The organism is Streptomyces sp. ALB3, from assembly GCF_044385685.1.
In the GTDB taxonomy this organism is placed as follows: domain Bacteria; phylum Actinomycetota; class Actinomycetes; order Streptomycetales; family Streptomycetaceae; genus Streptomyces.
Genome location: NZ_JBISCE010000026.1, coordinates 331,487 through 348,162 on the forward strand (window position 1 = coordinate 331,487; position 16,676 = coordinate 348,162).

Consider the following 16,676-nt stretch of genomic DNA (forward strand, 5'->3'; position numbering starts at 1 on the left):
CTTGACGGACAGCCCGGCGCAACGGCTTTAGTGATCTTTGTGCCGGGGCATCCGCAGCCCGAACCGGCGGAGCAGGTTCCGTCCACCACCGGCACGGGGGCGCGTCCGGCCGGCCCGGCCGGGAAGGGACGCCGGGCCGCGCGGCAGCCTTCCCTCCGACAACGGCGGGTCGGTCACCGGCCGGTGGGGCGCCCGCCGACCGGGGGCCAGGCAGAACGCCGGGTCGTAGCCTGGGCGTGGAGCAGCGCGCGTCTCACGAGCCCGCTCCAGCTCGAGCGTCAGGTTCACTCTGCGCCAGAGGATTTCGTCCGGGTCGTCGGCCAGCATCAACCGCTCCATGGTCTCTCTGCCCGCCACGGAACCCGGGGGCCCGAACGCACGGTCCGGCCTCACGCGGGCCAGATAAGCACGTTCGTAGGGATCCTCCACCACCTCCGCGAGCTGGACCGCGTCCAGCGCGGATGCCTGTAGGGCGGCCCGTACCCACGGATCCTCCACACGGCTCAGCAGCCGGTCGACCCTGCGTGAACGCCAGTTCCGCGCCCGCCAGTCGGTGCCCGCGTCCAGCATGGTCCGCATCCCCGCCGGGGTTTTCCCCGCGATCAGGTCCGGTTCTCGCGCGGCGAAGGCGAGGAGCTCGTCCACCAGATAGAGCCAGACCACCGCGCGGTAGCGGTTCAGACAGAACGCGACCGGTGAGACGCAGCCGATGCGGGCCAGACCGGCGAAACGCGCGGGGCTGACACCGAGCAGCGTGGCCCCTTCCGCCGTCCCCGCTGTACGCACCCGGCCCCGAAGGGATTCGGGGAAGCCCGGCAGGGCACGCAGCCGGTCGATCTCCTGTCGGCGGATCCGTGGCCTCGCACTGCCGGGGCCGGCTCAGCGCCGATCAGGCCCAGATGGATCGCCAGGTCCAGTTCGGCGCGCTTCAAAGCCAGTTCCTGCGCTGCGCGACCTACGGACAAGAGCACGGACGGCGCCGGGTCGGCGGCCCGCTTGCCGGTGGATTCCGTAACGGTCATGACCTTCTCCCCCGTGAGGTCGAATACTGTGTGTGACCACGGTAGTCCGGGGGGACGCATCGCTTGTCGAGCCTGTGGATAACCCTGACGCTTCCATGAGAAACGCAGGTCAGAGGCGGTCCAGGCTCTCCACGCCCTGCCGTGCCGTCACTCCGAGATGTTCGCCCACACGATTCACCAACAGCGTCATCTCGTAGGCCACCTGGCCCACGTCGGCTTCGGCGGCGGTGAGGACGCACAGGCAACTGCCGTCCCCGGCCGCGGTCACGAAGAGCAGCGCCTCGTCGAATTCCACCATGGTCTGGCGTGCTCTTCCCGCACCGAAGTGGCGCCCCGATCCGCGCGCCAGGCTCTGCAACCCGGACGAGACCGCCGCCAGATGTTCCGCGTCCTCCCGGGCCAGGCTGGTGCTCGCCCCGGTCACCAGCCCGTCGTTCGACAGCACCAGCGCGTGCTGGATGTGTTCCACCCGGCTGGTGAGATCGTCAAGGAGCCAGTCAAGTCCCCGGTCCAGCGCCATGTGCTCGTCCTCCCCGTTCGTCGTGCCCGGCCTCCCGCGCAAGCCTTGCGTACGGCCTCCCTGCGGGCAAGCGCCTCCCTACTCAGGAGGCGTTGCTTCGCGCCACGGTCGTCCCCTCGCGGAAGCCGGGCTTCCGGAGCGCCTTGGCGGCGCCCGGCGTACTCCACCAATGCGGATCAGAACGTTCTTCCCCGAGGCACGGTCCCGCGCGGCGGACAGGACGACGGGCGTCCCCTCGAGATCCGGTGCGCGCGAGACGTCCTCCTCGGCGTACGTCCGCGCGATCGAGAAGCAGTTGGACGAACGGGATGCGGCGGTGCTCGAAGTGGACGACGGCCGGGAAGCGGTCGTCGAGCCCCCGCGCCACCTCCGCGCACGCGTAGTGCTTGATCTCCGAGACAGCCGTGCGTACGGCATCGGTGAGGGGGCGGGCGTCAGCCAGGCTCGCCCCGTGGCCGAACGGGAGCGGACGAGCCGACTTCCGGCCTAACGCCTCATGCGGCGGGGGACGCATTGCGAAGGTGCTGGGTCACGGCAGAGAGACGTTCCGGACGATCGCACAGGATTCGCACATGTGCACCGCTTGTCGTTCCGCTCGGGTGCACACTGCGCGATCATGTCCGTATGGCCGACGACCACACACACGTCCAGGACTTCTTCTCCGTGCGGGCGGCGGGATGGGACAGGCGATTCCCCGAGGACGGTCCGGCCTATGCCGCCGCCGTCGGCGAGCTCCGTCTGCGGCCGGGCGACACCGTACTCGACGCGGGCTGCGGAACGGGTCGGGCGCTGCCGGCCCTGCGTACTGCGGTCGGACCCGATGGCACGGTAGTGGGGGCCGACCTGACGCGCGCGATGCTGGATGCCGCCTTGCGGGCGGGAAGACGATCGAGCGGCGCCCTGCTGCTGGCTGACGTCGCACGTCTTCCGCTGCGCGCCGGAACTCTGGACGCCGTCTTCGCCGCGGGTCTGATCTCGCACATTCCGCACCCCGGTCACGGGCTGTCGGAGCTTGCACGGGTGGTGCGGCCCGGTGGGCACCTGGCCCTGTTCCACCCCATCGGGCGAGCGGCGCTGGCCGCACGGCACGGCCGCCCGCTCTCGGACGACGATCTGCGGGCCGAGCGCCGTCTCGCGCCGCTGCTGGCAGGGGCCGGCTGGCGGCTCGACGCCTACACCGACGAGGCCAGCCGCTTCCTGGCGCTGGCCACGCGGACCGGCTGACCGGCTGACCGGCTGACCGGCCACCATGACCCGGCTGCGTACGGACAGGCCGAGCCCTCCGGGACCCCGGGCCGGACGAGGCTCGCGGGTCAGCCGGCCGGTACGTCCGACGGCGGCCGTCCGTGGGGCACCGGGCAACCGCGCACGCCGGGCGTGGGGAAGGTACCGAGGTCTGCCACCTCGTAACCGTCCGGGTAGCCCTTGATCTCGGGGTTCTGGCGGGCGTAGTGAGGGGTGGACCGCGGCGGCATGAGCCGAACGGCGCGTGCTCTCAGGAACAGGGCTCCGCGCGTCAGTGCGCGGGCGACGGTACCCGGTCGCTCGTACCGGAACGCCCGGAGCAGGGAGTCGTCGAGCAGGGCGAGGCTGGCTTTGCGGACCACGGGGGCCAGCGGGCGGGGATACCAGGAGCCCATCAGGGCCAGGGTGGCGTCGGAGACAGCGCGTGCGCTCTCGTCCCACCCGAAGTGCTCCTGCTCGTAGGAGTCGAGGGTGCGCTCGAAGTCCTCGTACGTCTGCGGCAGGTCCTGGATGCCCATGCGGGCTCCGAGCGTGCGGTAGTACGCGGCGAAGGCACGCACCTCATGGCCGGACAGCTTGCGCCAGCCGTACGTGTCGAGCCAGCGCTTCGGGACGACGACGAACGTGCAGAGCACATAGCGCATGTCGTCGTTGCTGATGTCGTAGCTGCGGTGCATCCGGTTGATCCGCCGGACGGCCGTGCGGCCCGCCTCGCTGTCGAAGCCGTGCTCCACCACGGTGTCGAGGAGAAGTGCGGTGTCGTCGTACCTCTTCTGTGCACGTTCCGTCAGTTCCGCTGTCTCCGCCAGAAGTCGGCCGATGCTCGGAACGGCGTACGTGCGGTACAGGGCGAGTTCGAGAGCGCGGGTGATGTCCCAGGGGAATTCGAACGACACGGTGAGCCGGTAGATCTGCAGGAAGTCCCGCTCCGGGTCCAGACGCTGGATCTCCTTCAGGCGTTCGTAACGCTTCACCATGCTGTCCCCCTCGTGGGCCGGAGGCACAACCCTACGCGTGCCGGACGGACGGGTACCACGGTGCGAGGGGTGGCATGGCGCGCCACCTCGGCCGGTCGCGCCTTTCGGGTATGTGGCCGTTGCCGCTGTCAGGACCTCGACGAGAGGGTTACCGAGTAGTAGGGTGCGCCGACGGACAAGCGATCGGGGAGAGGGTGGGTGCTGTGGCTGGGACCGACGAGACGGCCGCCGACGACGCGCTGTTCGTGCTGACCGCTGTGCTGCTGACCCCCGCGCAGTTCCCCAGCGTGCTCGGCGACGACTACGTGGCCGCCTGCGCCGCCCTCGGCCTCGAACCGTACGCCGAGGGGTACGGTCTCGTCCTCGGCCAGGACAGCGGCGGTGCCCGCTGGACGGTGGTCGTCGAGGACGTCTCGTCAGTGGCTGTCGCCATCGCCTCGTGGGACTGCGGGATGGCGTACGACCTCTCCCCCGACGGCCGCTCGGTGGTCTGCGCGCACCCCGGATGGCCTCTGGCGCTGGCGGTCGCCGCTCCCGGCGTCCCCGAACCGCACGACCCGTCGCCCGATCCGGACGGGGAGGGGCCGGCGCTGCTGACGCCGCCGGACACCGACGCCTGGGGACCTGCGCAGCGTCGCCTCGGGGCGGACGAGATCGCTCTCCAGTGGGCCGCCTGGCGGGAGCAGATCGACGAGAACGCTTTCGGCGCGTCCGTGGAGTCCGTGGCCGACGGCGAGGAGCGAGCTCCCGCCGGCGTGACCGACGAGGCTCGGGCCCATGAGGGAGGCGCGGAGAAGCCCGCTGGTTCCCGGCAGCATCCCGGGGTACGGAGGGCGCTCGAAGGAGCCCGGGCGTACATCAGCTCCCCGCCCCCGCCCGGTCGGATCCGCTCCGCGTTCGCCCCTGGCGGTGCGCGAACCCTGCGGGTCGACGGGCCGGGGTGGTCCATGGTCGCAAGGACCGACGACATCGCGTTCATCCTGCTGGACGAGGAGCCGGGCGAGATCATGACCGTCGGCCGCGGCCCCGAACTCCCGGGCTTGCTGAAGTCGCTCGACGAACTGGCCGTCCGGCCGGCATGACCTCCCGGGCGGGGATGCGTCCCGCCCCTGTCCGGCCGGACACCATCCGGGCGCCCGGCCGGACATCCCTCGCGCGTGCTACACGCGCTCCAGTGGACGGTGCGGTTCGGCGGGCAGCTCCGCCCTGACCACGTCACCAGGCCGTACGGACCCGCCCCGCGTGACGACACCCATGATCCCCGCCTTGCGGACGACGGTGCCGTCGTCCGTGCGGCCGACGACCTGTTTGAGCAGCCCGTCCTGGAAGGTGTCGATCTGCAGGCACGGGTTCCGCAGGCCGGTCACCTCGACGACGGCCGTGTGGCCGAGATGCAGCAGCGTGCCCACGGGAAGGGCGAGAAGATCGATCCCACCGGTGGTGATGTTCTCCCCGAGCTCGCCCGGGGCGACCTCGAATCCCGCGGGCCCGAGCTCGGCGAAGAGTTCCTGGTGCATGAGATGGACCTGGCGCAGGTTGGGCTGCGCCGGGTCCCGGGCGACCCGGGAGCGGTGCTTGACGGTCACGCCGGCATGGACGTCTCCCTCGACGCCGAGTCCGGTCAGCAGCCTGATGCTGTCCCTGTTCGGCTTGGAGAAGGAATAGACGGCGTTGCTGCTCACCGCGGTCACTGTGCCGGTCAGCGTCCTATCTCCTTGCGGCTGATCCTGCGGAGCCTCCGCCTCTGAGCAGGGTCGAGCATCAGGTAACCCACCGTGGGTACGCCGATGAGGACCAGCAGCGACCACCAGAATCCGATGAACGGAATCAGGACGACTGCCGCGACTACTCCCCCGATGGCGATCTTTGCACCGTTCGACATGATCCGTGCCTCCTCCGCGGCCGGAGCCGCTCCTGGTGAGAGAACGCCTGTGCGCCCCTGACGGTTCCTGCTGTGCGGCACCGCCGCGCAGCGGTCTAGCGGAGCGGCTCGCCGACCTCGTGCATGTGCTCCAGCGCCTGCCGGTAGGACTCGACCAGGCCGGTCTCCGCGTACGGCATGCCGATCGATGCGCAGTGCGCCTTCACCAGCGGCTGCGCCAGCCGGAGGTGGGGGCGGGGCATGCTCGGGAAGAGGTGGTGCTCGATCTGGTAGTTGAGGCCGCCCAGCAGCCAGTCGGTGAGGACGGCACCCCGTACGTTGCGTGAGGTGAGGACCTGACGCTGGAGATGACCCCAGCGGTCGCCGTCGGGGTCGGGCATCTCCATGCCCTTGTGGTTAGGGGCGAAGGCCATGCCCAGGTGCAGGCCGAACAGGGCGTGGTGCACGAGCGCGAAGACGACCGCCTTGCCCGGGGACAGCACGGTCAGGAGCAGGGTTCCGTACAGCGCGAGGTGGCCGGCCAGCAGGAAGCCGGACAGCGCGCGTTCACGGACGGGCTGACGCCGCAGGAACTGGAAGCCGTAGATCTTGAGGGCGATGCCTTCGAGGAGCAGCATCGGGAAGAAGAGCCGCGCCTGGTTACGGGTGAGCCAGCGGGCGAAGCCCTCCCGCTGCGCGGCTTGCTTCTGGGTCCACACCAGGGCGCCGACACCGACGTCGGGGTCCTTGTCTATGTGGTTCGGGTTCGCGTGATGGCGTACGTGCTTGTCGTTCCACCAGGCCTCGTTCATGCCGAGAAGGAGGTTGGCGTGCACGAAGCCGATGGCCCGGCCGGCCTTGCGGTCGCCGGTTATCTGGGCGTGGCCCGCGTCGTGGCCGAAGAAGGCCGTGCGGGTCCACAGGACGGCCAGCGGCAGAGCGAGCAGCAGGGTCCACCAGGTGTCACCGAGCAGCACCATGCCGGTGATGACGACTCCGAGCGCGGCCAGGTTGGCGGTGATCCCTGCCGCGTACCAGCCGGTGCGCCGCTCCAGGAGACCCTGCCCCTTGACGGCCTTCAGGAGCGGTGCGAAATCACTTCCGGAGGCCTGAGGGGCCGCCGGACTCTCCGATCCGTCGCGGGGGTGTTGCGCAACGGTGGCTGCTGCCGCCTGGGGCATGACGTCTCCGGTTTCTGGGCATCTGCGCTGACCTCGTCAAACGTACGGACGGCCGGCCTGCGGCAGCCATGGCGCCATCACCCCGGACGTGCGGGGGGAATCCCCCGTGTCCGGTGGTGGTGCGAGCCGCACCCCAGGCTTCAGAAGGCGAAATGAGTGAGGTGGATCACTGGGCATCTCTCCCGGAACGGGCCGTGGGTGGAGTACCCTCGGCGACCCCGGGCTCACTAGTCAAATTTGAGGAATCTGACATCGCTGTGCACAGGCTCCCTGCGGTCACACTCAACGAGATCTTCGAACTGTCCCGCTGCTCCGCAGTCTTCCTCCCCGCGGATCCGGCCCGTACCGGCCTGATCGCGTTCTGGAATGCGGACGGTAGCACCCCTCCCGTCGATCCCGGGAGCCAGACGGAGCTGACGGTGGCCGGGAGCGACGGCCACCCTTATGTGGTCCCGGCGTTGACGATGCCCGTAGGGGACGCGTTGCCGGTGCTGACACGGGCGCGGGCGAACGCGCACGCCTCGCCCTCGACCACGTTCTGGGGCGCCGCCGGACTTCTCGCGCTCCAAGTCGTCGCCCGCGGGCTGCTGCTGCCGGGCTTGAGCCCAGAGGACCACGACGCGTGGCGAGTCGGCCCGCTGACCGTTGAGGATGTCGAGCGTGTCCGGGTGCTGGCGGCGTCCATGCCTCCCGACGCCCACGCGGTACCGCTCGATACGGCGGCCTCTCCGCTGATGCTCGCCGAGCCCGAGTCGCTGGTGCGGTCGTTCCTCGACGCGGTGGCGGACGGACTGCCACGCACGCCGGCGGCCGAACTGGTCACCGGCGCGCCTGCGTTCGCCGCACCGGCCGCACAGCATCTGCCCGGCTTGCGGCCGTGGGCGGCCGATGTGGCGGCCGGTCACGACGCGGGCGTGCGGCTGTCCCTGCGTGTAGAGGTCTCGGGCCTCGGCGACACGGGTGGCCTGGAGGGCGCGGGAGAGACGGCCGGAGCGGACCGCGCCCCCGCGTTCCGGGTGGTTCTGCAGATCCACAGCGTCCAGGATCCCGCCCTGGTCGCCGACGCGGCGGACGTATGGGCCGACCGGTCCCCCGCCGCGTCGTCGTTCGGCCCACGCGCCCGCATGGACGCCCTGCTCGCACTGCGGCGTGCCGCCCGCGCCTGGCCTCCCCTGGCTCCCCTTCTGTCCGCCGCGGTCCCGGACGCGGTCGAGCCCGCCGACGAGGAGGTCGCGGACCTGCTGGGCCCGGCGGCGACCGCGCTCGCCGCGACGGGCGTACAGGTGCACTGGCCCAGGGAACTGACGAGGAAGCTCACTGCGCGGGCGGTGATCGGCCCGCGGGGCGACGGCGACGGGACGACGTCGCGGAGCGGATCGGACACGCCGTCCTTCCTGTCCGCCGACGCCCTGCTCGCGTTCGACTGGTCGTTCGCCCTGGGCGACACGAAGCTGAGCCGGGCGGAGCTCGACCGGCTGGCCGAGGCGGGCCGGCCGCTGGTCAGGCTGCGTGACCAGTGGGTGCTCGTCGATCCGGAGGACGCCCGGCGTGCCCGTGGGACGCGCGACCGCGAGGTCACGCCGATCGACGTGCTCGGGGCGGTCCTGACCGGGACCACCGAAGTGGACGGCCGCCGGGTGGCTGTGGCCGCGACGGGCTGGCTGGAGGCGCTGCGCGAGCGGATCGCGGACCCTGATCGGGGAGACCGCGGTACGGTCGGGCAGCCAAAGTCACTCGACGCGAGTCTGCGCGACTACCAGCTGCGTGGCCTCGACTGGCTGCACACCATGACCTCGCTGGGTCTCGGCTGCTGCCTCGCCGACGACATGGGGCTCGGAAAGACGATCACGCTGATCGCCCTGCACCTGCACCGCCAGGACATCGAGTCGGCCGCGGGTCCCACGCTCGTGGTCTGCCCCACCTCTCTGATGGGCAACTGGCAGCGGGAGATCGAGAGGTTCGCCCCCGGCACGCCGGTACGCCGCTTCCACGGCGGGACTCGCTCGCTCGACGGTCCGGCGGACGGTGAGTTCGTCCTCACGACCTATGGGACGATGCGTCTCGACGCGGCCCGGCTGGCGCGGGTGTCCTGGGGCCTGGTCGTCGCCGACGAGGCGCAGCACGTCAAGAACCCCCACTCCGCGACCGCCCGGCAGCTGCGCGCCATCGGCGGGCGGGCGCGCGTCGCGCTCACCGGCACCCCGGTGGAGAACAACCTCTCCGAGCTGTGGGCCATCCTCGACTGGACGACGCCCGGACTGCTCGGGCCGCTCGGCACCTTCCGCACGCGCTACGCGAGCGCGGTGGAGGGAGGGAGTGACCCTGCCGCCGCCGAACGGCTCGCCTCACTGGTCCGCCCGTTCCTCCTGCGACGCCGCAAGTCCGACCCCGGCATCGCGCCCGAGCTCCCGCCCAAGACGGAGACGGACCGTGCCGTGTCGCTCACGGCCGAGCAGACGGGTCTGTACGAGGCGGTGGTGCGCGAGACGCTCGAGGAGATCTCCGGCGCCGACGGCTTCGCGCGGCGCGGGCTGGTGATGAAGCTGCTGACGGCACTCAAGCAGATCTGCAACCACCCGGCGCAGTACCTCAAGGAGGAGCGCCCCCGGATCGTGGACCGGTCGGGGAAGGTGGAACTGCTGGACGAGCTCCTCGACATCATCCTCGCCGAGGGGGCGAGCGTGCTGGTGTTCACCCAGTACGTACGCATGGCCCGACTGCTGGAACAGCACCTGGCCGCACGCGGCGTACGCACCCAGTTCCTGCACGGCGGCACACCCGTCGCCGAGCGGGAGGCCATGGTCAGCCGTTTCCAGGCGGGCGAGGCGCCGGTGTTCCTCCTGTCGCTCAAGGCCGCGGGAACCGGACTCAATCTGACCCGGGCCGGCCACGTCGTGCACTTCGACCGCTGGTGGAACCCGGCCGTCGAGGCGCAGGCGACCGACCGCGCGTACCGGATCGGGCAGACTCAGCCGGTGCAGGTGCACCGGCTGATCGCCGAGGGCACCATCGAGGACCGGATCGCTGCCATGCTGGCGCGGAAGCAAGGGCTCGCGGATTCGGTGCTCGGCAGCGGCGAGGCCGCGCTCACGGAACTGAGTGATGCGGAGCTGGCCGAACTGGTCGAGCTGCGAGGGGGCGCACGATGAACGACGACTACGAACCGGAGCGCACGTTCGCCGCGCTTCCGCCCGCCAAGGGCCGCGGTTTCGCCTCCTCCTGGTGGGGCCTGGCATGGCTGAAGGCGCTGGAGGACACGGCACTCGACGGTGAACAGCTCAAGAGGGGGCGGAGGCTGGCCCGCGAGGGCAGGGTCGGCGCGGTGTCGGTCCGGCCCGGCCGGCTCACCGCGGTCGTGCAGGACCGCGACTCGACGGGTTATCGCAGCGACGTCCTGCTCCAGGAGCTGACCGAGGAGGAGTGGGACCGCTTCCTGGACATGGCGTCCGAGCGTTCCGGGCACATCGCCGCCCTGCTCGACCGCGAGATGCCGCCGCATCTGGTGGAGGACGCGGCCGCCGCCGGCCTCGACCTGCTGCCGGGGATCGGCGACCTGGAGCCGGAGTGCAGCTGCGAGGCGTGGGACCACTGCCCGCACTCGGGCGCCCTGTGCTACCAGGTGGCGCGGTTGCTCGACCAGGATCCCTTCGTGCTGCTGCTGTTGCGGGGGCGGGACGAGCGGCGGCTGCTCGACGAGTTGCAGGTGCGGAGCGCCGCCCGTGCGGTTCACCCGGCGAGTGGCGGGGCCCTGTCGAAGGAGCCGGGCCGGGGGCCGGTGTCACGGGGGGTGCCGGCCGACGAGGCGTACGCGGCAGCGGGCATCCTGCCGCCGCTGCCCCCTGTGCCTCCCCTCCCCGCGGAACCGGGCATGCCGCCCTCACTGGACGCGGAGACCGACGTGGCCGCGGGTATCGATGCCTCGGCCCTGGAGTTCCTGGCAGCGGACAGCGCCGTACGGGCGTACGGAATGCTGGTCGAGGCGCTGGCCGCAGGCCACGGAGTACAGCCGCTGCCGACCGGTTTGAGCGCGGAGCAGGACGCCGTGCGGCTCGCCGCCGAGGGCCGCCCCTGCGACCGGATCACGGCCCGCCTCGGCACTGCGGCCGGGCGTGGGCAGGCGGGCCTCGACGCCGCGGTGCGGGCCTGGCGTCACGGCGGGCCCGCCTCGCTGGCGGTGTACGAGGAGGAATGGCTGCCCGACGAGGAGGAGTTGGCCCGGGCCCGGGCACAGCTCGCCGCGGCGTGGGAGGAGGGTGAGAGTCCGCAGCTGCGTGCCGTCGGCAACCGCTGGACCGTGGCCGGGACCGGTGTCCAGGTGCGGTACGGGCGCGACGGGCGGTGGTGGCCGTACGCCGAGGAGCGGGGCCGGTGGGTGCCGGCCGGCCCGGGGGAGGCCGATCCGGCGGCGGCACTGGCCGGAGTGCTGTCCGGCTCCTGACGGCCGCACGCCCGTGACGCGACGGTTCCGGCTCGCGGAACCGTACGGGGAAGCCTGGCGTGTTGAGCCGTAGACCGGTAACACGTCCCTCGCACAGGAGTGCTCATGCAGCGCAGACGGATCCTCCAGGGCGCCGCGGTCACGGCCACCGCGGCGCTCCTCCCGGCGTCCGTCCGGGCCGTGGCCGCTGCCACGGAGGAGACCGATCACCCCGCAGCGCAGTGGCATCCGGCCTCCACGGCCAACTACACGCCCGCGAGGCGCCCTTCGTCCCACCCGGTCGACCGCGTCGTCATCCACGTCGCCCAGCAGACGTTCACGCAGACCGTCGGTATCTTCCAGAACCCGGCCAAGCGGGTGTCCGCCCACTACGTGGTGCGCTCGGGCGACGGGTTCGTGGCCCAGTGCGTGCGGGAGCGGGACATCGCCTGGCATGCGGGGAGGTGGGATCACAACACCCGCAGCGTAGGGATCGAGCACGAGGGCTGGGTCGACCAGCCCGGGTACTTCACCCACACGATGTACGCGCGGTCGGCGAAGCTCACGGCGGACATCTGCGAGCGCTACGGCCTTCCCAAGGACCGCACGCACATCATCGGTCATCACGAGGTGCCGGGCAGCGACCACACCGACCCCGGGATCCACTGGGACTGGCAGCGCTTCATGCGCCTGGTCAACCTGGTCTGACGCCCGCGGGATGACGGGCGGGCGGAGGCAACTCCCCACCGCCCGCCGGGCCGGCCGGTCAGCCCGCCGCGTTGCGCCAGACCGTCAGGTCCAGACTCATGTACTCGCTCGGCGAGTCCTCGGCTGAGAAGCCCTGGACGGTCACGAGACCCATGTGGCCCGTGCCGGTGAACACGCAGACCTGACGGCCCTTCGACAGCTTCTCGGTGGCGATGTTCTCCGCGAACCTGGTGTCCGCGCGGCACACTTCGAATGACCCCTGCTGCGCGGGGTCGAGCAGCACCAGCTTTCCGCCGGTGCTCTCCGCGTCCAGGTACCCGCCGGTGTCGTAGGAGAGTTCGTACCCGGCGTCCTCGCCCTCCTGGGGCCGCACGTCCTCGTCCGCGAGCGTCAGGTGATAGCCGGCGGTGAGATTGATGCCCTTGTACTCCGAGGGCTCCGGGGCGGGCTCTTCCTGCGCTTCGTCCTCCGATGTGTCCGCGGGCTTCGCGTCCGGCGCCGGCGTCCCGCTGCTGTCCTTCTCCTGCCCGCCCCGGGGCGAACTCCCGCCCTGCGTCTGCTTCTCGTCGTCCTGGTTCAGCAGGTACGCCGTGCCACCGCCCGCGATACCGAAGACCAGCGCGGCAGCGAGGGCGATGAACAGAGCGCGCCGCCCCGCGCCCTTCCCGGTCACGGGGGCTGGTTCGTCGTGGTGGGCACGGGACGACCCGGCGCGGGATGGGCCTGCGCGTACGAGGGGTACTGCGTGGGTGCGTAGGCATGACCCTGCGGGCCGGCCTGCCGCGTGGGCGGGTGCGGCTGCTGCGCCCTGTGGGGCGGCGGACCGAACCCCGGGGGCGGAGTGGCCGGAGCGGGGGTGACCGGCGCGGTGGGTGAGTACGCCACGCCCGGGGACGGGGTGGTGGGGGCGGCGGCCGGGGGCGGCGGGGTCTGGACGGGCGCCGGGGCCGCCGCCCGCACGGTGATGTCGGCGGCCACCGGAGCGGGGAGCCAGTCCTCCGGGCGCCGCAGTACCGTCTCCGCGTTGGCGGCCCTGCACATCTCGATGATCTCGGTGATCGACGGCCTGCCGGCGGGGTCCTTCGTGAGGCACCGGGTGACGAGCTCGGTCAGCCGGTCCGGGACCCCCGCGAGGTCGGGTTCCTCGTGCACGATCCGGTAGAGCACGCCGTGCGAAGTACCCTCGCCGAAGGCCGGGGCGCCCGTTGCCGCGTACGCCGCCACCTGGCCGAGAGCGAAGATGTCGGTGGCCGGGGTCACCTTGCGCCCTGCGGCCTGTTCGGGCGCCATGAACGAGGGGGTGCCGATCGTCACTCCGCTGCCGGTGAGCGACGTCGCGTCGGCGGCGTAGGCGATCCCGAAGTCGATCACCCGGGGCCCGTCGGCGGCGAGCAGCACGTTGGACGGCTTCAGATCCCGGTGGACGATGCCCGCACCGTGAATGACGTGGAGCGCTTCCGCCACGCCGGCGACGAGCAGGAGCACCGCCTGCACGGGCAGCGCTCCGTGCGCGACGACCGCGTCGGCCAACGAGGGGCCGGGTACATAGGCGGTCGCCAGCCATGGGTGGGTACCGGCGGTGTCGGCGTCGATGACAGGGGCGGTGAACAGGCCCTGCACTCGCTGTGCGGACTGGACTTCCTGGGCGAAGCGGCGCCGGAACTCCGGGTCCTCACCGAACTCCGGGCGAATGACCTTGATGGCCACGGGCCGCCCGCCGGGCGTGTAGGAAAGATAGACCTTGCCCATGCCGCCGGACCCGAGCTTCGCGGCGATCCTGTACCCGGCGATCGTGGCCGGGTCGTCGCCCGCCAGGGGCTGGAAGATCTGGGGACCGTTGCCCCGGTCGTTCTGCTGACCGCTCATTGACTTGTCTCTCCCCCGAAGAACACTGATGGAGAACGGCACCCTATCCAAGTGGGGAGGAACCTTCGCCTCCGCCTTGTCTCCGTGTCGGGACGTCCGTCTCGCGCGCACCGTCGGCACCACCGGCCTGCGAAGCGTTCCCCGCCGGGTCCTCCCCCTGTCCGTCTTCTTCCGTGGAACCTTCATCGGCCACCATCGGTGGCCCCATGGCTCCTCCGCCCCTCAGCCGTTCCAGGTCGGAGGACCGGACCTGGATCACGAGCAGCGCGATGAGCGCGGCGACGACGGAGAAGACCGCGGCGACGACGAAGGCACTGGAGACGCCCGAGGCGAGTACCTGGTCGGCCCACGGTGCGGGGAGCTCCCCCGTCCTGCGGAACTCCAACTGCTGGGCAGGGGTCGCCTCGGCGAGAAAGCGGGGAACCTGGTCCGTCGCCTCGTTGCGGCTGGCGGTGCCGAACACCGTGACGAGGATGGACAGTCCCAGCGAGCCGCCGACCTGCTGGGTGGCGTTGAGGACCCCGGAGGCGGCGCCCGCCTCCCTGGGTGCCACCCCGGACACCGCCATCAGCGTCAGGGACACGAACTGCATACCCATGCCGAAGCCGAAGACCAGGATGGGCCCGAGGATGCTGCCCAGGTAGGTGCTGTGGACATCGGTCAGCGTGAGCCAGCCGAGCCCTATCGCCGCCAGGATCGCGCCCACCACCATGAAGGGTTTGGGACCCCATCTGGGCAGCAGTTGCGAGGCGAGTCCCGCGCTGATCGCAATGATCACACTCACCGGCAGGAAGGCCAGGCCGGCCCGCAGCGGGCTGAAGTCGAGGATGTTCTGTACGAAGAGGGTGAGGAAGAAGAACATGCCGAACATCGCCGCGGCCAGACTCAGCATCATCCCGTAGGCACCGGCGCGATTGCGGTCACGGAACATGGGCAAGGGCGTGATGGGCTGCCTCGACCGGCGCTCGACGGCCAGGAAGGCCGCGAGGAAGACCACGGCACCCACGAAGGCGCCGATCGTCAAGATGTCGGTCCACCCGTCCTCGGACGCCCGGATGAAGCCGTAGACGAGCAGCACCATACCGAGGGTGGACGTGAGCGCGCCCAGGAGGTCGAAGTGGCCCGGATGGCGCTCGGATTCCTTGATGTACCGGGGTGTCGCGAGGGCGATCAGCAGACCGATGGGCACGTTGACGAAGAGCACCCAGCGCCAGTCGAGCCACTCCACCAGCAGGCCCCCCGCGAGCAGGCCGATCGCGCTTCCGCCCGCGGACACGGCGGCGAACACTCCGAACGCCCTGTTCCGCTCAGGCCCTTCGCGGAAGGTCGTGGTGATGAGCGAGAGGGCGGTCGGTGAGGCGATGGCACCACCGACGCCCTGCAGCGCACGAGCGGCGAGCAACTGCCACGACTCCTGCGAGAGCCCGCCCAGCAGGGAGGCCAGCACGAAGAGCAGGACTCCGAAGACGAAGACCCTGCGGCGCCCGAGGATGTCGCCCAGCCGGCCGCCGAGCAGGAGCAGCCCGCCGAAAGTCAGGGTGTAGGCGTTGATCACCCACGACAGGCTCTCGGTGGAGAAGCCGAGGGAGGTCTGTATGTGCGGCAGGGCGATGTTCACGATGGTGATGTCGAGTACCACCATCAGCTGACAGGAGGCGATGATGAGCAGGGCTATCCCCTTGCCACGGCCCCGCTCCGGGGATGCGGCAGCGGGCGAGGACTTCGCTCGGGCTTCGGTCATCGCGATACGCGCCGTACGGGTCGGCAGTGCGCAGAAACGTTCACTCATCGACGTTAGGACGGGCCGGACGGCACCGCCAATCGATCACGTGACGCACGCGCGCACGGGCGCACGGCCACCTCGAGGCGCACGTCCGACGGCCCCGCCGGTCAGGAACGGCCGACGGGGCCACGAGGGGGCGGGGAGCCGGAATCAGGTGAAGTTCACGTCACTGCACAGGAAGTACGTCTGGTCCATGTGCGATGCCTGCCAGATCGTGTAGACGACATGACGGCCACTGAGACCCGAGGTGCTCACCGGGATCTCGTAGTTCTGGCCGGGGGCGTACCTACCGGTCTCGGCGACCAGTTGGAGATCACCCCAGCCCAGCGCCTCCGTGGCGGGGTCGAAGCCCTGCCGCGTGACATACACCTTGAAGTAGTCGGCGCCGTGGCTGGCCTGGTCGTGGAGCTTCACCGTGAAGTCACCGGTGACGTCCGTCGTCTTCCAGGCGCCCACCCCGTCCAGGGAGTTGTACCGCCCGCTCTCGGCGTGGCCGCCGCTGCACAGCTGGCCGTCGGGCACGACGGCCGGGAAGTTACCGCCGGAGCCGTTGCGGTAGAGCCCGTTCCAGTTCCACATGGCGTTGGGGTCGGCCTGCCAGGCCTGCCAGCACATGGGGTCCTCCTGCGCCATGGCGGGGTTCTGGAAGTCATCGCCCCAGCGCAGCCAGCAGCCGTAGTTGCGGGAGGCCGGGTCGACGACCGAGCCGTGGGCGTTCGCGGTGCCCGTCCACGGGAGGAGGCAGAGTACGGCGGCGACGAAGACACCGCAGAGCCGCACGGCCCAGCCGCCTAAATTGACGCGGTCATGACAGATCATGGATGCGATCTCCATTCCGGGAGGTGGGGGGATCAGTCGGCGTGGGAGCGCTCCCGCGCCATGGTGGCTTTGCCCCGCCAGCGCCCTCTCAAACATCCGCCAGGGGGTCACCAGTAGTGGCGGCGGCCCCCGACCGCGTGCCCCACCGCTCCCAGCAGCCACAGGGCGAGGCCTATCACCAGCAGGATGACGCCGATGGTCCAGAGGACACCCACGCCGGTCACCAGGCCGAGAATCAGCAGGATGGCTCCAATGATGATCATGACTGCCTCCGACC

The 16,676-nt window shown here is 70.9% G+C and carries 15 protein-coding genes and 2 pseudogenes; 5 read left to right on the forward strand and 12 right to left on the reverse strand.

What is annotated here, in order from left to right; translation table 11 throughout:
• Positions 1 to 27: 27 nt before the first annotated feature.
• The 3 genes and pseudogenes from ACHFIV_RS13465 to ACHFIV_RS13475 all read right to left on the reverse strand — a co-directional run.
• Positions 28 to 1,022, reverse strand: a pseudogene (locus ACHFIV_RS13465) (DUF6397 family protein).
• Between the two features lie 109 nt (positions 1,023 to 1,131).
• Positions 1,132 to 1,542, reverse strand: a complete 411-nt coding sequence (locus ACHFIV_RS13470; protein WP_398967383.1) for a roadblock/LC7 domain-containing protein — start codon at positions 1,540 to 1,542, stop codon at positions 1,132 to 1,134.
• A 137-nt stretch (positions 1,543 to 1,679) separates the two neighbouring features.
• Positions 1,680 to 1,903: pseudogene (locus ACHFIV_RS13475) on the reverse strand (ATP-binding protein); the annotation flags it as partial.
• A 263-nt stretch (positions 1,904 to 2,166) separates the two neighbouring features.
• Between ACHFIV_RS13475 and ACHFIV_RS13480 the strand changes: the two are divergent.
• On the forward strand, positions 2,167 to 2,766 hold the full coding sequence (locus ACHFIV_RS13480) for a class I SAM-dependent methyltransferase (protein ID WP_398967386.1): 600 nt from the start codon (positions 2,167 to 2,169) through the stop codon (positions 2,764 to 2,766).
• A gap of 89 nt (positions 2,767 to 2,855) precedes the next feature.
• Here ACHFIV_RS13480 and ACHFIV_RS13485 read toward each other — a convergent pair whose 3' ends face one another.
• A complete protein-coding gene (locus ACHFIV_RS13485; RefSeq protein WP_398967388.1) occupies positions 2,856 to 3,764 on the reverse strand; it encodes an oxygenase MpaB family protein in 909 nt (302 codons plus the stop codon).
• Positions 3,765 to 3,967: 203 nt separating this feature from the next.
• Here ACHFIV_RS13485 and ACHFIV_RS13490 point away from each other — a divergent pair, with 203 nt between their 5' ends.
• A complete protein-coding gene (locus ACHFIV_RS13490) occupies positions 3,968 to 4,846 on the forward strand; it encodes a hypothetical protein (RefSeq protein WP_398967390.1) in 879 nt (292 codons plus the stop codon).
• 78 nt (positions 4,847 to 4,924) lie between these two features.
• On the opposite strand, the gene ACHFIV_RS13495 is transcribed toward ACHFIV_RS13490, so the two are convergent.
• The 3 genes from ACHFIV_RS13495 to ACHFIV_RS13505 form a co-directional block, all read right to left on the reverse strand.
• Positions 4,925 to 5,455 (reverse strand): MOSC domain-containing protein, encoded by a 531-nt coding sequence (locus ACHFIV_RS13495; protein ID WP_398967393.1) that lies wholly within the window; start codon positions 5,453 to 5,455, stop codon positions 4,925 to 4,927.
• Between the two features lie 8 nt (positions 5,456 to 5,463).
• Positions 5,464 to 5,646 (reverse strand): hypothetical protein, encoded by a 183-nt coding sequence (locus ACHFIV_RS13500; protein WP_329237680.1) that lies wholly within the window; start codon positions 5,644 to 5,646, stop codon positions 5,464 to 5,466.
• 95 nt (positions 5,647 to 5,741) lie between these two features.
• Complete coding sequence (locus tag ACHFIV_RS13505; protein ID WP_398967397.1) at positions 5,742 to 6,806, reverse strand: fatty acid desaturase family protein; 1,065 nt, start codon at positions 6,804 to 6,806, stop codon at positions 5,742 to 5,744.
• 257 nt (positions 6,807 to 7,063) lie between these two features.
• Between ACHFIV_RS13505 and ACHFIV_RS13510 the strand changes: the two genes are divergently transcribed.
• The 3 genes from ACHFIV_RS13510 to ACHFIV_RS13520 all read left to right on the forward strand — a co-directional run bounded on the left by ACHFIV_RS13510 (position 7,064) and on the right by ACHFIV_RS13520 (position 11,931).
• A complete protein-coding gene (locus ACHFIV_RS13510; protein WP_398967400.1) occupies positions 7,064 to 9,955 on the forward strand; it encodes a DEAD/DEAH box helicase in 2,892 nt (963 codons plus the stop codon).
• Positions 9,952 to 11,244 (forward strand): SWF or SNF family helicase, encoded by a 1,293-nt coding sequence (locus tag ACHFIV_RS13515; protein WP_398967402.1) that lies wholly within the window; start codon positions 9,952 to 9,954, stop codon positions 11,242 to 11,244. Before ACHFIV_RS13510 ends, ACHFIV_RS13515 begins: the two co-directional genes overlap by 4 nt.
• A 105-nt stretch (positions 11,245 to 11,349) precedes the next feature.
• Positions 11,350 to 11,931 (forward strand): N-acetylmuramoyl-L-alanine amidase, encoded by a 582-nt coding sequence (locus tag ACHFIV_RS13520; RefSeq protein ID WP_398967404.1) that lies wholly within the window; start codon positions 11,350 to 11,352, stop codon positions 11,929 to 11,931.
• A 58-nt stretch (positions 11,932 to 11,989) separates the two neighbouring features.
• On the opposite strand, the gene ACHFIV_RS13525 is transcribed toward ACHFIV_RS13520, so the two are convergent.
• The 5 genes from ACHFIV_RS13525 to ACHFIV_RS13545 form a co-directional block, all read right to left on the reverse strand.
• Positions 11,990 to 12,604 carry a hypothetical protein gene (locus ACHFIV_RS13525; protein ID WP_398967407.1) on the reverse strand — a complete coding sequence of 205 codons (615 nt, stop codon included), beginning with the start codon at positions 12,602 to 12,604 and terminating at the stop codon, positions 11,990 to 11,992.
• The gene (locus tag ACHFIV_RS13530; protein ID WP_398967409.1) at positions 12,601 to 13,797 is read right to left on the reverse strand and encodes a serine/threonine-protein kinase; all 1,197 of its coding nucleotides are present in this window, start codon (positions 13,795 to 13,797) and stop codon (positions 12,601 to 12,603) included. The genes ACHFIV_RS13525 and ACHFIV_RS13530 overlap by 4 nt, the downstream gene beginning before the upstream one ends.
• A 43-nt stretch (positions 13,798 to 13,840) precedes the next feature.
• Positions 13,841 to 15,538, reverse strand: coding sequence for an MFS transporter (locus tag ACHFIV_RS13535; RefSeq protein WP_398968201.1), 1,698 nt, complete (start codon positions 15,536 to 15,538; stop codon positions 13,841 to 13,843).
• A gap of 192 nt (positions 15,539 to 15,730) precedes the next feature.
• Positions 15,731 to 16,399, reverse strand: a complete 669-nt coding sequence (locus ACHFIV_RS13540) for a lytic polysaccharide monooxygenase auxiliary activity family 9 protein (protein ID WP_398967412.1) — start codon at positions 16,397 to 16,399, stop codon at positions 15,731 to 15,733.
• Positions 16,400 to 16,506: 107 nt separating this feature from the next.
• Positions 16,507 to 16,662 carry a DUF6131 family protein gene (locus ACHFIV_RS13545; protein WP_398967414.1) on the reverse strand — a complete coding sequence of 52 codons (156 nt, stop codon included), beginning with the start codon at positions 16,660 to 16,662 and terminating at the stop codon, positions 16,507 to 16,509.
• Between the last annotated feature and the right edge of the window lie 14 nt (positions 16,663 to 16,676).